Annotated in this window: 12 protein-coding genes and 1 tRNA gene; 5 read left to right on the top strand and 8 right to left on the bottom strand. The window is 69.6% G+C overall.

Annotated elements, in window-relative coordinates:
* Positions 1-5: 5 nt before the first annotated feature.
* The 5 genes from G6N49_RS00575 to G6N49_RS00595 all read right to left on the bottom strand — a co-directional run bounded on the left by G6N49_RS00575 (position 6) and on the right by G6N49_RS00595 (position 3676).
* Positions 6-665 (bottom strand): LpqN/LpqT family lipoprotein, encoded by a 660-nt coding sequence (locus tag G6N49_RS00575; RefSeq protein ID WP_011561629.1) that lies wholly within the window; start codon positions 663-665, stop codon positions 6-8.
* Positions 662-1024, bottom strand: coding sequence for an arsenate reductase (glutaredoxin) (arsC, locus tag G6N49_RS00580; RefSeq protein ID WP_011561628.1), 363 nt, complete (start codon positions 1022-1024; stop codon positions 662-664). The genes G6N49_RS00575 and arsC overlap by 4 nt, the downstream gene beginning before the upstream one ends.
* Positions 1025-2005: a ribose-phosphate diphosphokinase gene (locus G6N49_RS00585; RefSeq protein WP_011561627.1), complete on the bottom strand. Its 981-nt coding sequence runs from the start codon at positions 2003-2005 to the stop codon at positions 1025-1027.
* Between the two features lie 101 nt (positions 2006-2106).
* A complete protein-coding gene (gene glmU / locus G6N49_RS00590; protein ID WP_011561626.1) occupies positions 2107-3600 on the bottom strand; it encodes a bifunctional UDP-N-acetylglucosamine diphosphorylase/glucosamine-1-phosphate N-acetyltransferase GlmU in 1494 nt (497 codons plus the stop codon).
* A gap of 4 nt (positions 3601-3604) precedes the next feature.
* A tRNA-Gln gene (locus tag G6N49_RS00595) sits at positions 3605-3676 on the bottom strand.
* 43 nt (positions 3677-3719) lie between these two features.
* On the opposite strand from G6N49_RS00595, the gene G6N49_RS00600 reads away from it, so the two are divergent.
* On the top strand, positions 3720-4358 hold the full coding sequence (locus G6N49_RS00600) for a TetR/AcrR family transcriptional regulator (protein ID WP_011561625.1): 639 nt from the start codon (positions 3720-3722) through the stop codon (positions 4356-4358).
* A 1-nt stretch (position 4359) separates the two neighbouring features.
* Here the strand turns inward: G6N49_RS00600 and G6N49_RS29670 are convergent, their stop codons facing one another.
* Positions 4360-6006 (bottom strand): PGRS repeat-containing protein, encoded by a 1647-nt coding sequence (locus tag G6N49_RS29670; protein WP_011561624.1) that lies wholly within the window; start codon positions 6004-6006, stop codon positions 4360-4362.
* Positions 6007-6299: 293 nt separating this feature from the next.
* On the opposite strand from G6N49_RS29670, the gene mfd reads away from it, so the two are divergent.
* Together mfd and G6N49_RS00615 are read left to right on the top strand one after the other, a co-directional pair.
* Positions 6300-9935, top strand: coding sequence for a transcription-repair coupling factor (gene mfd / locus G6N49_RS00610; protein WP_011856900.1), 3636 nt, complete (start codon positions 6300-6302; stop codon positions 9933-9935).
* Positions 9932-10894, top strand: a complete 963-nt coding sequence (locus G6N49_RS00615) for a nucleoside triphosphate pyrophosphohydrolase (protein ID WP_083045332.1) — start codon at positions 9932-9934, stop codon at positions 10892-10894. The genes mfd and G6N49_RS00615 overlap by 4 nt, the downstream gene beginning before the upstream one ends.
* Before the next feature lie 118 nt (positions 10895-11012).
* Here G6N49_RS00615 and efeB read toward each other — a convergent pair whose 3' ends face one another.
* Positions 11013-12272 (bottom strand): iron uptake transporter deferrochelatase/peroxidase subunit, encoded by a 1260-nt coding sequence (efeB, locus tag G6N49_RS00620; protein WP_011561621.1) that lies wholly within the window; start codon positions 12270-12272, stop codon positions 11013-11015.
* Positions 12269-13198 carry an EfeM/EfeO family lipoprotein gene (locus G6N49_RS00625; protein ID WP_011768359.1) on the bottom strand — a complete coding sequence of 310 codons (930 nt, stop codon included), beginning with the start codon at positions 13196-13198 and terminating at the stop codon, positions 12269-12271. Before G6N49_RS00625 ends, efeB begins: the two co-directional genes overlap by 4 nt.
* A gap of 276 nt (positions 13199-13474) precedes the next feature.
* On the opposite strand from G6N49_RS00625, the gene G6N49_RS00630 reads away from it, so the two are divergent.
* Positions 13475-14188: a lytic transglycosylase domain-containing protein gene (locus tag G6N49_RS00630; RefSeq protein WP_041309835.1), complete on the top strand. Its 714-nt coding sequence runs from the start codon at positions 13475-13477 to the stop codon at positions 14186-14188.
* A gap of 80 nt (positions 14189-14268) precedes the next feature.
* The gene (gene eno / locus G6N49_RS00635; protein ID WP_011561618.1) at positions 14269-15558 is read left to right on the top strand and encodes a phosphopyruvate hydratase; all 1290 of its coding nucleotides are present in this window, start codon (positions 14269-14271) and stop codon (positions 15556-15558) included.
* The last annotated feature ends 20 nt before the right edge of the window (positions 15559-15578 follow it).

The following is a 15578-nucleotide window of genomic DNA, read 5'->3' on the forward strand; positions in this document are numbered from 1 at the left end:
TGCGGCTACTTCTTCGGGGCGACGGTGAAGCCGGTGAGGATCGCCTCGATGTCCTTGCCGTACTTCTCGGCCTCGTTGGCGAAGCTGGTGACGGTCAGCTGGACGAGGTAGCGCTGGTTGGCCGGCGGTGACCCGGTTGCGATGACGATCCGGTTGTAGGTCTGCATGCGCTGGCCGTTGAGGTCGTAGGTGCCCTCGACCATCGCCGACGGCAGCCCGCGCCAGTTCTCCTGCGAGGCGTTGAGTTCCTTGAAGTTCTCCGACAGCCGCGCGTCGTCGTCGCCGTGTTTGATCGCCTCGGCGGGGTCGAACTGACCGGTCAGCTCGAACACCAGGAGCATCGCGATCGGGTACGTGTCACCCTTGGCGATCACCCGGGTGCCCGGTTCGAACTGCGTGCCGGGATACGGCTGCCAGCCCGGCGGTGTCGGGATGCTGACGGTGAGGTCGGGCAGCTTCTCCGGCGCGACGGTCCGGCCGGTGACGCCGGCCTCCTCCAGGTACTGCGCGACGGGCACCGGCGTCTCGGTGGGTGTCTCCGGCGACGGCGCAGCGCTGCTCGACGTGCTCCAGACCGATTGGTAGTCAGGGGTTTCCGCGCCGCATCCGCCGATGGCGAGGACCAGCAGCGCGGCCGCGGCCGCGGTGACGCGGCGGGCTGTCACAGGATCTCGCGCACCGCGTCGATCGGCCGGGCCAGCCGGGTGCCCTTGTCGGTCACCACGAACGGCCGCTCGATGAGGATCGGGTGCTCGGCGAGCGCGTCGAGCAACTCGTCGTCGGTCGCGTCGGCCAGATTCAGTTCGTTGTACAGCGCTTCGCGTTTGCGGACCGCGGTGCGCACGTCGATCCCGGCGGCCTCGATCATCGCGGCGAGTTCGGCGCGTGACGGCGGTGTCTTGAGGTACTGCACCACGTCGGGCTCGATACCGTTCTCGCGCAACAGATCCAGGGTCTTACGCGACGTCGAGCACTTCGGGTTGTGGTAGATCACGGCGGCGGGCCGCCCGTCAGTCGATGCCACTTACGCCGACCCGTCGAAAAGGCTTGTCACCGAACCGTTGTCGAACACCGCGCGGATCGTGTTGGCCAGCAGCGGGGCGATGGACAGCACGGTCAGTTGCGGGAACTGCTTGTCCTCGCCGATGGGCAGGGTGTTGGTGACGATGACCTCGCGGGCGCCGCATTCGGCGAGGCGTTCGCGCGCCGGATGCGACAGCACCCCGTGGGTCGCGGCGATGATCACATCGCCCGCACCCTCCTGCTTGAGCAGCTTCACCGCTCCGGCGATGGTGCCGCCGGTGTCGATCATGTCGTCGGTCAGCACGCAGGTCTTACCGCGCACGTCGCCGACCACGCGGTTGGACACCACCTGGTTCGGCACCAGCGGATCGCGGGTCTTGTGGATGAAGGCCAGCGGCGTACCACCGAGCGAGTCGGCCCACTTCTCCGCCACGCGCACCCGGCCCGAGTCGGGGGAGACCACGACCATGTCCTCGGAGGGATAGTGCTCGGCGATGTAGCCGGTCAGCAGCTTCTGCGCCCGCATGTGGTCGACGGGTCCGTCGAAGAACCCCTGGATCTGGTCGGTGTGCAGGTCGACGGTGAGGATCCGGTTGGCGCCTGCGGTCTTGAGCAGGTCGGCGACCAAACGGGCCGAGATCGGCTCGCGGCCGCGGTGCTTCTTGTCCTGCCGCGCGTACGGGTAGAACGGCAGGATCGCGGTGATCCGCTTGGCGCTGCCGCGCTTGAGCGCGTCGATCATGATGAGCTGTTCCATCAGCCACTGGTTCAGCGGTGCCGGATGGGACTGCAGGACGAATGCGTCGCAGCCACGTACGGATTCGTCGAAGCGGACGAAGATCTCGCCGTTGGCGAAGTCGCGCGCGGTCTGCGCGGTCACCGGAGTGTCGAGCTCCTTGGCGACCTGTTCAGCCAGTTCCGGGTGCGCGCGGCCCGAGAAGAGCATCAGATTCTTGCGGTTGTCGGTCCACTCGGTGCCCACTGTGCGCCCTCGCCGGTCGGGGATCGTGTCGGCCCAATCGTACGTAGCGTTTCTGGTCGTTCGTGCCCGGGTTACCGGATCGAGAACAGAAGTGGTCGAGGTCACGACCCCTGGGAGTCGTCGTGGTGGCCGAGCGCCTGCTCCGCTGCTTCACCCGATGCGCGCTCCGCCGCGCGTGCCGCGGCCGAACCCGGGCGTTTGCGGACCACCCAGCCCTCGATGTTGCGCTGCGACCCGGCCGAGACCGCCAGCGCGCCCGGCGGCACGTTGCGCCGGATCACCGTGCCCGCACCGGTGTAGGCGCCGTCCCCGACGGTCACGGGCGCGACGAACATGGTGTCCGAGCCGGTCCGCACGTGCGACCCGATGGTCGTGCGGTTCTTGGTCTCGCCGTCGTAGTTGACGAAGACGCTCGACGCGCCGATGTTGCTGTGCTCGCCGATGTCGGCGTCGCCGACGTAGGTCAGGTGCGGCACCTTGGTGCCTGCACCGATCGTCGCGTTCTTCGTCTCCACGAATGCACCGAGTTTGCCCTCGGCGCCCAGCGCGGTGCCCGGCCGCAGATAGGTGAACGGGCCGACGGTGGCGCCGGCGCCGATGAGGGACTCCGAGCCGTGGGTGCGGACCACCGAGGCGCCGTCGCCGACGGTGACGTCGCTCAGCGTGGTGTCCGGTCCGACGTCACAACGCCCGCCGACGCGGGTGCGGCCGAGCAACTGGGTGCCGGGCCGGATGACGGTGTCGCGGCCGATGGTCACGTCGACGTCGATCCAGGTGGAGCCCGGGTCGATCACGGTGACACCGGCGCGCTGGTGGGCGGTGACGATGCGGCGGTTGAGCTCGGCGCCCAGCGCCGCCAACTGCACGCGGTCGTTGACGCCGGCCACCAGGGCGCTGTCGTCGACGTGCCGGGCCCGCACGCTGAGGCCGTCCTGCCGGAAGATCGCGATGACGTCGGTGAGGTACAGCTCGTGCTGGGCGTTGTCGGACCGCAGGCGGCGCAGCGCCGAACGCAGCGCGGTGATGTCGAAGGCGTAGACGCCGGCGTTGACCTCGCGGATGGCCCGCTGCGACGGGCTGGCGTCGGCCTGTTCGACGATGCTGGTGACCTCGTTGTCCTGGGTCCGCAGGATGCGCCCGTACCCGGTCGGGTCGTCGACGGTCGTGGTCAGCACGGTGGCCGCGGCCGAACCGTGGGTGGCCAGCAGGTCGGCCATGGTGTCGGCGTCGAGCAGCGGGACGTCGCCCGCGGTCACCACGACGACCCCCGTGAAGTCCTCGGGCAGCGCCGCGAGCCCGCACTCGGCGGCGTGGCCGGTGCCGAGCTGCTGATCCTGGATCGCGACGTCGATCGGGCGGCCGAGGTCGGTGGCCAGCGCCTCGACGGCGGGGGCGATGCGTTCGCGGTCGTGTCCGAGCACCACCACCAGGTGCTGCGGGGCCACCTTCGCCACGGTGTGCAGGGCGTGCGCGAGCATGCTGCGGCCGCCGAGGGTGTGCAGCACCTTCGGGATGTCCGAGCGCATCCGGGTGCCCGCGCCCGCGGCCAGCACGAGAACTGCAGTATCGGTCGAAGAGGTCGTCGAAGAGGTCATATTGCTCCGTCGCCAGGACTCGAACCTGAACTATCTGAACCAAAATCAGAGGTGCTGCCGATTACACCACGACGGATCGATCACCTCGAGATGGTAGTCGAAGCCGATACGCTCGCCTTATGGCAGCGCCTGACAAGGAAGTGCGCGCACCCCGCGCCCGGATGACCGGCAGTGAACGGCGCCAACAGCTCGTCGAGATCGCCAAGTCGCTGTTCGCCCAGCGCGGTTACGAGGGCACTTCGATCGAGGAGATCGCGCAGCGCGCCAACGTGAGCAAACCCGTGGTCTACGAACACTTCGGCGGTAAGGAAGGGCTCTACGCCGTGGTCGTCGACCGCGAGATGTCGGCGTTGCTCGACGGCATCACCTCGTCGCTGACCAACAACCGCTCGCGGGTGCGGGTGGAGCGGGTCGCGCTCGCGCTGCTGACCTACGTCGAGGAGCGCACCGACGGCTTCCGCATCCTGATCCGGGATTCACCGGCGGCGATCACCTCGGGCACCTATTCGACCCTGCTCAACGACGCCGTCAACCAGGTCAGCTCGATCCTCGCGGGTGACTTCTCCCGCCGGGGGCTCGATCCGGAGCTGGCGCCGCTGTACGCCCAGGCCCTGGTGGGGTCGGTGTCGATGACCGCGCAGTGGTGGCTCGACACCCGTGAGCCCAAGAAAGAGGTCGTCGCCGCGCATCTGGTGAACCTGATGTGGAACGGCCTGACCCATCTGGAGGCCGACCCGCGGTTGCAGGACGAGGAGTGACTCAGTCGGCGCCGGTGCCGCTGCTGCCGTCGGCGCCGTCTTTGCCGTCCTTTCCTACCTTGGCGCCACCGTCGCCGCCGCGGCCGCCGGATCCCGACCAGCCGGTGCCGTCGCCGCCGTTCCCGCCGTTGCCGAAGCCCTTTGCGTCACCGCCGTCGCCGCCGCCGCCGATACCGTCGACGTCGCTTCCGATGCCGTCACCGCCGCGGCCGCCGTTGCCGCCGATGCTGCCGCCCGCGCCGCCGTCACCGCCGATGCCGGCGAAGGTGCCGGTTGCCTTGCCGCCGTCTCCGCCGTCGCCGATCCGCCCGCCGTCGCCCCCGTCACCGCCGACGGCGACACCGTCGTCGGAGTCCTCGGCGACGATCTCGGCGTCGCCGCCTGCGCCGCCGTTGCCGATGCCGTGGGCGTGTCCGCCCCAGCCGGCGACGGCGGTGGAGATCGCATACGCGTCGCCGCCGCGGCCGCCGTTGCCTGCGAGTCGTCCGCCGTTGCCGCCGTCACCGCCGTAGGCGACCTCGTCGTACTGTCCGCCGCGGCCGCCCGCGCCGCCATTGCCCACCAGCCCGGCGGCGCCGCCGTCGCCGCCGACGCCGTAGTCGCCGATGGCGATGCCGCCGTCGCCGCCGTTGCCGACGAGTTCTCCGCCCCGGCCGCCCTTCCCGCCGGTCCCGTAGTCGAAGCCCGTGAAGCCGCCGATGCCGCCGTTGCCGAACCAGCCGGCGTTCCCGCCGTTGCCCGCGTCGACGAATTCCGCACTGGCGATGCCGCCGTTACCGCCGTTGCCGAACAGGAGGCCACCGCGACCGCCGTCACCCGCCGCGGCGGTGGCCGTCGCCCTACCGCCGTGGCCGCCGTTGCCGATCAACCCGGCCGCGCCGCCGACGCCACCGTTGGCGCCGTCGCCGCCGTTGCCCCACAGCAGGCCGCCGCGGCCGCCGTTACAGGCCGTGCCGGTGCAGTCTCGCGCGGCGTCGACCCCGTCGCCGAACAGACCGAGGATGGGTCCGCGGGACGTGAGGGTTGTCAGGGTTGTCAGCGCGAGAGTCTGACGTCCGTGCACCCCGGGGTCGGATGCCGGCGAGCACGCGACCGTGCCGTTGCGGCAGAACACCTGCCGGTCACCCCTGAGGTGGTAGGTGCCGCCGTGCACATCCCGGTAGTCGACGCTGTTCTGATATCCCAGGACCGACAAGACGAAATTCGAGCCCTCGGCGTTGACGTGGTTCACGCGCCCGAGGTCGATCAGGACGGAGATGCCGTCTCCCTCGACCGTGGCTCGGCTGTCCGAGCTGTTGACCGTGGCGCGGCTGCCGGTTCCCGTCACGTAGGCCAGGCTGCGCTCCTCGGTCACCACGGCGACGGCCCCGTCACCGGTGGCTTCGGCGACCGACCGGTCAGCGCGCACTTCCGCCCTGGCGTTCGCCCCCTTGGCCGTCGCCCAGTTGTTGTGCGACCAATCGTCCGCCCCCGTGCCGATCGAGCTGGCCGTGGCGGTGCCCTCCTGGTGTTTGAGTTCGCCGTTGATCGAGATGGCGAGGTGGCCGGGTGTCGGAGGGGTGGCGGCGTGGGCCGCGAAGGCCGGGGTGAGACCGACCCCGAGGGCAGCGGTGAGTACCGCGATTCGACCGACCGGCGTGCGCGCCATCGTGACCTTTCGAGTGTGCACCGCCTGTGATCACGGACGGTGACGACAGACAAGCCGTCAGCGTTGCTCGTGCTGCCGGACCGGTGGCTTGGGCAATGGATCGGGCTTCGCCTGTCGTGCAGGAGCGGCTGGTGCCCAGGGCTTCTCGGGAAGCGTAGACGGATATTATCGATATCAACGAAATCTCGCCGCAGTTCCGAAAAATGTGCTGGGCAACGTCCGGGAGTCGGCGTGCATCGCGGTGCGCCGGGCAGATCCGGGATTCCCGCGCAGGCGCCTAGAATGGGGTCATCATGACCGTATCGGGGCTTCATCATGTCCAGACCCCGATTGCGGGGCTCATCGAGTTGGCGTTGCGCGATCCGTGTCTGGCCGATCTGTCCGCACGCGCCGCCGACAAACCCGACGATCTCGCGATGGTGGGTCCGGCCAGTGCCCGGCTCCTCGTCACCGCCGCGCTCGCGCAGGCCGGCCCGCTGCTCGTCGTCACCGCCACCGGCCGGGAGGCCGACGATCTGACCGCGGAGTTGCGCGGGGTGATCGGCGACTCCGCGGCGCTGTTCCCGTCCTGGGAGACGCTTCCGCACGAGCGGTTGTCACCCGGTGTGGACACCGTCGGCGCGCGGATGATGCTGTTGCGCCGGCTCGCGCATCCCGATGACGCCCGCCTCGGCCCGCCGCTGCGGGTGGTGGTCACCACGGCCCGCTCACTGGTGCAGCCGATGGCGCCGGGTCTGGCAGAGGTCGAGCCGGTGACGCTGACCGTGGGCGCCGAGATGGATTTCGACGGCGTCATCAAGCGGCTGGTCGATCTGGCCTACACGCGCTGCGACATGGTGGCCAAGCGTGGCGAGTTCGCGGTCCGCGGCGGCATCCTCGACGTGTTCCCGCCGACCGCCGAACATCCGGTGCGCGTCGAGTTCTGGGGTGACGAGATCTCCGAGATGCGGATGTTCGCCGTCGCCGATCAGCGGTCCATCCCCGAGATCGAGGTCGACACCGTCATCGCGGTGCCGTGCCGCGAGCTGCTGATGTCCGACGAGGTGAGAAGTCGTGCTGCCGTGCTCGCTGCGGAGCACCCGACCCACGAGAACTCCGTGCCGGGCAGCGTGCCCGACATGCTGGCCAAACTCGCCGAGGGAATCCCGGTCGACGGGATGGAGGCGCTGCTGCCGCTGTTGCGGCCGACCGATTTGGCGATGCTGTCCGACCACCTGCCGGACGGCGCGCCGATCCTGGTGTGCGATCCGGAGAAGGTGCGCACCCGCGCCGGGGATCTGATCAAGACCGGTCGGGAGTTCCTCGAGGCGTCGTGGTCGACGGCCGCCGTCGGTGGTGCCGCGCCGATCGACCTGGAGGCGATGGGCGCGTCGGGCTTCCTCGGTTTCGAGGAGGTGCGCACCGGCGCGCGGGCCGGCGGCCACCCGTGGTGGACGCTGAGCCAGCTGTCGGACGAGAAGGCGATCGAACTCGACATCCGGTCGGCGCCGTCGGCGCGCGGGCAGCAGTCGTCGGTCGAGGAGATCTTCGCGATGCTCCGCGCGCACGTGGCGACCGGCGGCTACGGCGCGGTCGTCACCCCCGGTGCGGGCACCGCGCACCGCGTCGTCGAGCAGCTCGGCGAAAACGACACGCCCGCAACGATGCTCGAGCCCGGCGAGGAGCCGAAGGCCGGTGTCGTCGGGGTGCTGAAGGGGCCGCTGCACGACGGGGTGGTGCTGCCGGGCGCGAACCTGGTGATCGTCACCGAGGCCGATCTGACCGGCAGCCGCGTCACCGCGACCGAGGGCAAACGCCTTGCCGCCAAACGGCGCAACGTCGTCGACCCGCTGGCCCTGACGGCGGGGGACCTGGTGGTCCACGATCAGCACGGCATCGGCCGGTTCGTCGAGATGACCGAACGCGTCGTCGGCGGTGCGCGCCGCGAGTACCTGGTGCTGGAGTACGCGTCGAGTAAACGCGGGGGCGGGTCCGACCGGCTCTACGTGCCGATGGACTCCCTCGACCAGCTGTCGCGCTACGTCGGCGGTGAGGCGCCGTCGCTGTCCAAACTCGGCGGCAGCGACTGGGCCAACACCAAGACCAAGGCGCGCCGGGCCGTGCGGGAGATCGCCAGCGAGCTGGTGGCGCTCTACGCCAAACGGCAGGCCGCGCCCGGCCACGCCTTCAGCCCGGACACCCCGTGGCAGAACGAGATGGAGGACGCGTTCGGGTTCACCGAGACCGTCGACCAGCTCACCGCCATCGAGGAGGTCAAGGCCGATATGGAGAAGCCGGTCCCGATGGACCGGGTGATCTGCGGCGACGTCGGTTACGGCAAGACCGAGATCGCGGTGCGCGCGGCGTTCAAGGCGGTGCAGGACGGTAAGCAGGTGGCGGTGCTCGTGCCGACCACGCTGCTGGCCGACCAGCACCTGCAGACGTTCACCGCGCGGATGGCCGGCTTCCCTGTGACCGTGAAAGGCCTGTCGCGCTTCACCGACCCCGCCGAGTCCCGCGCCGCGCTCGAGGGCATGAAGGACGGCTCGGTCGACATCGTCATCGGCACCCACCGCCTGCTGCAGACCGGGGTGGTGTGGAAGGACCTCGGGCTGATCATCGTCGACGAGGAACAGCGGTTCGGCGTCGAGCACAAGGAGCACATCAAATCGATGCGCACCCACGTCGACGTGCTGACCATGAGCGCCACGCCGATCCCGCGCACGCTGGAGATGAGCCTGGCCGGTATCCGCGAGATGTCGACGATCCTCACGCCGCCCGAGGAGCGCTACCCGGTGCTGACCTACGTCGGGCCGCAGGACGACAAACAGGTCGCCGCGGCGCTGCGGCGCGAACTGCTGCGCGACGGGCAGGCGTTCTACATCCACAACCGGGTGCGCACCATCGATCAGGCGGCGTCGAAGATCGCCGCGCTGGTGCCCGAGGCCCGGGTCGTCGTCGCCCACGGCCAGATGCCCGAGGAACTGCTGGAGCGCACGGTCGAGGGGTTCTGGAACCGCGAGTACGACATCCTCGTGTGCACGACGATCGTCGAGACCGGCCTCGACATCTCGAACGCCAACACGCTGATCGTCGAGCGCGCCGACACCTTCGGCCTGTCGCAGCTGCACCAGCTGCGGGGCCGGGTGGGCCGCAGCCGCGAACGCGGATACGCCTACTTCCTGTATCCGCCCGAGCAGCCGTTGACCGAGACCGCGTACGACCGGCTGGCCACCATCGCGCAGAACAACGAACTCGGCGCGGGTATGGCCGTGGCCATGAAGGACCTCGAGATCCGCGGGGCGGGCAACGTGCTCGGCGCCGAACAGTCCGGTCACGTGGCCGGGGTCGGGTTCGACCTCTACGTGCGCCTGGTCGGTGAGGCCGTCGAGGCCTATCGAGCGGCCGCCGACGGGAAAACCGTTGCGACACCGCAGGAAACGAAGGATGTTCGGATCGACCTGCCGGTCGATGCGAACCTGCCGCCGGACTACATCGGCAGTGACCGGCTGCGGCTCGAGGCCTACCGGCGGCTGGCCGCCGCCCAGGACGACGCCGGCGTCGACGCGGTCATCGACGAACTCGTCGACCGCTACGGACCGCTGCCCGAACCGGCGCAGCGCCTGGTCGGCGTCGCGCGGCTGCGGCTGGTGTGCCGCGAGTACGGCATCACCGACGTCAGCTCGGTGTCGGCGTCGACGGTCAAGCTGTCGCCGATGGAGCTGCCGGACTCGGCGCAGTTGCGGCTCAAGCGGATGTATCCCGGGGCCACCTACCGGGCGACGACCGGGACGGTGTCGGTGCCCATCCCGCGCGCCACCGACAGCGTCGGCGCACCGCGCATCCGGGACGCCGAACTGGTCGCGATGGTGGCCGGTTTGGTTCTCGCGCTCAATGGAAAACCGCAGGCGCAGATCGATACGGCGAAGTTCGGGGGGTCACGAGCATGACGGTTGTCCTGGTCGATCCCCGCCGCCCCTCACTCGTCCCGGTCGAGGCGATCGGACTGCTCGCCGGCGACCTGCAATACACCGAGGAGATGCCGATCAAGGTGCCGTGGTCGCTGCCTGCGGCGCGGCCATGCTTCGCGGGTGACCCCGAAGACAACAGGGCGCCGGTGCTGCTGTCGTCGGATCCGGACCACCCCGCGGTCAGGTCCCGGCTGGCGGCCGGTGACCGGCTGATCTCGGCACCCGATCCGCAGCCCGGCGAACGCCTCGTCGACGCGGTCGCGATGATGGACAAGCTGCGCACCTCGGGGCCGTGGGAGAGCGAGCAGACCCACGCGTCGCTGCGCCGCTACCTGCTCGAGGAGACCTACGAACTCTTCGACGCGGTGCGCAGCGGCGACGCGGACGAACTGCGGGCCGAACTCGGCGATGTGCTGCTGCAGGTGCTGTTCCACGCCCGCATCGCCGAAGACGCCTCCCAGCATGCGTTCACCATCGACGACGTGGCCGAATCCCTGATCCGCAAACTCGGCAACCGCGTGCCGGCGGTGCTTGCGGGAGAATCGGTTTCGCTCGACGAGCAGTTGGCGCAGTGGGAGGAGCGCAAGGCCCTCGAGAAGACGCGTGCGTCGTGTATGGACGACGTGCCGACCGCCCAGCCGGCGTTGGCGCTGGCGCAGAAGGTGTTGGCGCGCGTGACCGCCGCGGGGCTGCCCGAAGACCTGATCCCCGCCACGCTCACCACGGTGCAGGTGTCGGGGGATCACGACGCCGAGAACGCGCTGCGCGCAGACGTTCTCGAGTTCATGGACACGGTGCGCGGTGTCGAGCGCGCGGTCGCGGCCGCCCGTCGCGGTGAGGACGTCGCCGACGAACTCGACAGCACACCGGCCACCCGGATCACCGAGGAGGAGTGGCGGGCGCACTGGCCGACAAGGTCCGCCGAAGACCCGCGCTAGCGTCGCATCCGGCGGGTATGTGTGAGTCCCGAATGCGATATCGCCGGTGCTAGCTGATAGCGCGGGCGATATCGAATCTCGAAGGGACACACCACCTGGAGATTGGTGCGCGTGTGACTCAGTCGACCAGTCGGTCGCCGAGGAAGCGGTCCTCGCCGGTCACGCCGGGCAGCATGAAGAAGAACCCGCCCCCGACGGGCAGGATGTACTCCTCGAGCGGTTCGCCCTTGAGTCGCCGCTGGACGGTCAGGAAGCCCTTCTCGAGGCTGCGCTGGTAGGACACGAACGCCAACCCCTGGTCGAGGCGGCCGGCGCCGTCGAAACCCCGTGAGTATGAAAAGCCGCGCCGCAGAATGAGATTCTGCTCGGTCTCGGCCGTGCGGGGGTTCGCCAGCCGGATGTGCGCGTCGAGTTTGATGCGCTTACCGTCCGGGTCTTCGGCGTAGTCCGGGTCGGCGAACTCGTCGGTCATCCCGATCGGTGCGCCGCTGACCTTGCGCCGCCCGAAGATCGCCTCCTGTTCGGCGAGTCGGGTGCGGTCCCAGAACTCGACGAACATGCGGATGATGCGGACGGCCTGATACGAGCCGCCGACCGCCCAGTCCGGTTCGCCGTCGTCGGGCCCCACCCACACGTGCCGGTCCATCAGCGCGTCGTCCTCCGGGTCGAGGTTCGACGTCCCGTCCTTGAATCCCAACAGGTTTCGCGGTGTCGCCGCCTCCGACGCCGGCCCGGCGCCGATACCGCGGGCGTAGCCGTCGACCATCCAGCGCAGGACCAGGTGGCTGCGGGTGCGGCGCATCAGCTGTCGCAGCGCGAACTGCACGGTGTCGGTGTGGCCGGCCTCCAGGATGATCGAGACGTCCCCGTGTGAGAGCTTGGGATCCAACCGGTCGTTCGCCAGGAACGGCATCGTCTCGAGTTCGCGGGGTTTGCGGTCGGCCAGACCGAACCGGTCGTCGAACAGCGATGCGCCGACACCGACGACCACCGACAGGTTGTCCGGCGGCGGTTTCTCCCCGAGGATCCCGGAGTCCACCGGGGGATAGGCGGGGTCACGCACCTCGGGCGGTCTGCCCGCCATCAGGCCCCGGATCTCGTCGGTCAATTCGGCGAGCGTCGCCGCCAGCCCGGCCCGGTCCTTCGACAACACGTTGAAGGAGGCGATCAGCCCCTGCTCGGGGATCGGCACCGACGTGATGCCGGTCTGGTGCGGGCCGTCGAACGGGACGAAACGCGCTCCGGACACCGGCGCAGCAGGCCGTGCGTCCGAACATCCGGACAGCGCCGCACCGACGCCGACCGCGGCGCCGGTGCCCAGCGCGCCGGCGAAGAACGTCCGGCGCGAAAGACCTGTACGCCGCGAACCTCCGGTCACGTCAGCTTCAACGCTCCCGACACCTGGGAGAGGTTCTCGGACAGACCGGCCAACTGCGCCTTCATCTTGTCGATCGTCGCGGGGTCGACGGTCACCTCGGGGCAGCGCGCTGACGGGTACGGGTCGTTCTCGGTGCAGAACAGCACGAAGCCGTCGCCGCGGCGCAGCGGGCCCAGGGTCGCGAAGATCTCCGAGAACCCGGCCTCGATCTTGCCCAGCAGCGCGGGATCGGCCTTCACGAGCGCGGGCGAGAGACGGTTCACCGCGGCCTCAGAACCCTGCAGGTTGGCCTCGAAATCCCACAGGTCGGTCTTGGAGTAGCGGTCCTCCTCGCCGGTGATCTTGCCTTCCGACACCTCTTCGATGAGTTCGGCCGCCCCGGTCGACACGTCGACCGGCGTCACGTCGACCGTCGGCAGCTGCTTCTGCAGCGTCGCGACGTCGGCGTCGAGCTGATCGGCGAACTGCGCACCGCCCTCGGTGGTGTTCTGCGAGAACAGCAGGTACTCGAGGCGGTGCCAGCCGGTGAACGCCGGGTCGTCGACGCCGGCGAAGTCGTCGACGCGGGCGTCGACCTTGCCGTCGATCTCCTCGACGAGGCCGGCCAGCGGCTCGATGCGCTCCCAGGGCAGGCGCGAGGGGGCGAAGGCGTCCTGGGCGGCCTGCAGGTTGTTCGCCCGCACCGCGTCGGTCAGCGTCTTGACGGCGCCGACGAGCTCGTCGGCCTGGGCGATCGCGTACGCCTTGTACTCGGTGGCCGCCTTCTGGGCCTCGGGGCTGGGCGCCGCGGCGGCCGCGGAGGACTCCGAGGTCCCCGAAGTCGTCGACGACGTCTCGGAATCGCCGCCCTCGCCGTTGCTCGAACAGCCGGCCAGAACCACAGCCAATGCCACCACCGGTACCTGCCAGGCGATATGCCGTCCCATCGGACCTCCCTTGATCGGAGCCGAACATTACCCTGCAGCCCGACCGACAGGGTAGGCATACCTAAAAATTCGCCCCGGGGCGTCCGAGGCGACGGTCGCACTCCGCGCGAGTCGATACTCTGGAGGCCGCCTGTCGACGCGCTGCGGCAACCTCGCCACGGCTTGTGAAACGGCCGGTTACGTACCGTCGCATGGGAGTATGGAGCGACGACCGTCGGTTTAGGGAGTGCGTTGTCTGACGAGGGGAGCCTGTCTACCCGGACGAAAGCTCGCTGGATGACGGTGGCTGCCGTCGTCGTCGCGACGATCCTGGTGCTGGCCTCGAGTTGCTCATGGCAGATGGGCATCCCCATTCCGGAGGGTGTCCCGCCGCCCCCCGGTGACCCCGTCCCCGCGGTCGACACCTACGCCGACGGCCGCCCCGCCGATGCGTTGCGCGAATGGGCCGCCGAACGGGCGCCGCAACTGGGCATCCCGGTGACCGCGTTGGAGGCCTACGCCTACGCCGCCCGGGTCGCCGAGGTCGAGAATCCGGATTGCCATCTGACCTGGACCACGCTCGCCGGGATCGGCATGGTCGAGAGCCACCACGGCAACTACCGCGGTGCGATGGTCGCCGCCAACGGTGAGGTCACCCCGCCGATCCGCGGGATGCGCCTGGACGGTTCGAGCGGCAACCTCGAGATCGTGGACACGGACTCGGGTCTCCTCGACGGCGACGACGAGTTGGACCGCGCGATGGGGCCGATGCAGTTCATCCCCGAGACGTGGCGGCTGTACGGCGTGGACGCCAACGGCGACGGCAAGTCCGATCCGGACAACATCGACGATGCGGCGCTGTCCGCGGCCGGTTACCTCTGCTACACCGGCAAGGACCTCTCCACCCCGCGCGGCTGGATGAACGGGCTGCGCGCCTACAACTACTCCGAGCAGTACGCCCGCACGGTGCGCGACTGGGCCACCGCGTACGCCGACGGCCGCCGACTCTAAACCGGCCTCTGGTCACGCCGTGGCAGCAGGCAGCCTTTAGGCTGAGGCGACGTCCGCACAGCCCCCCGAAGGAGACGCCAGTGCCCATCATCGAGCAGGTCGGAGCCCGCGAGATCCTCGACTCCCGCGGCAACCCGACGGTCGAGGTCGAGTTGGCGCTGACCGACGGCACCTTCGCCCGGGCCGCGGTGCCCTCGGGCGCGTCGACCGGTGAGCACGAGGCCGTCGAACTGCGCGACGGTGGATCTCGCTACGGCGGCAAGGGCGTCGACAAGGCCGTGCAGGCCGTGCTCGACGACATCGCGCCCGCGGTGATCGGCATGAGCGCCGACGATCAGCGGCTCATCGACCAGGCCCTGCTCGACCTCGACGGCACCCCGGACAAGTCCCGGTTGGGCGCCAACGCGATCCTCGGGGTGTCGCTGGCGGTGTCGAAGGCCGCGGCCGAATCGGCCGGTCTGCCCCTTTTTCGGTACCTGGGCGGACCCAATGCCCACATCCTGCCGGTGCCGATGATGAACATCCTCAACGGTGGCGCGCACGCCGACACCGGCGTCGACGTCCAGGAGTTCATGGTCGCCCCGATCGGTGCCCCGTCGTTCAAGGAGGCGCTGCGCTGGGGCGCCGAGGTGTACCACTCGCTCAAGTCGGTGCTCAAGAAGCAGGGACTGTCGACCGGGCTGGGTGACGAGGGCGGTTTCGCGCCCGACGTGGCGGGCACCAAGGCCGCGCTGGACCTGATCTCGTCGGCGATCGAGGCCGCGGGCTTCAAGCTCGGCACCGATGTGACGCTGGCGCTCGACGTCGCGGCCACCGAGTTCTACACCGAGGGCACGGGATACAGCTTCGAGAAGGAGACCCGCACCGCCGAGCAGATGGCCGAGTTCTACGCCTCGCTGCTGGACGCCTACCCGCTGGTGTCGATCGAGGATCCGCTGTCCGAGGACGACTGGGACGGCTGGGTGTCGCTGACGACGCAGATCGGTGACCGGGTGCAGCTGGTCGGCGACGATCTGTTCGTCACCAACCCCGAGCGCCTCGAAGAGGGCATCGAACGCGGCGCGGCCAACGCGCTGCTGGTGAAGGTCAACCAGATCGGTACCCTCACCGAGACGCTCGACGCCGTCGCGCTGGCCCACAACAGCGGGTACCGCACGATGATGAGCCACCGCAGCGGTGAGACCGAGGACACCACGATCGCCGACCTCGCCGTCGCGGTCGGCAGCGGTCAGATCAAGACCGGCGCACCGGCGCGCAGCGAGCGCGTCGCCAAGTACAACCAGCTGCTGCGCATCGAGGAGACCCTCGGTGACGCCGCCCGTTACGCCGGCGACCTGGCCTTCCCGCGCTTCGCCCTGGAGACCAAATAGGCATGGTGCGCTGAAAGACG

It is taken from the genome of Mycolicibacterium monacense, assembly GCF_010731575.1.
Classification (GTDB): Bacteria; Actinomycetota; Actinomycetes; order Mycobacteriales; family Mycobacteriaceae; genus Mycobacterium; species Mycobacterium monacense.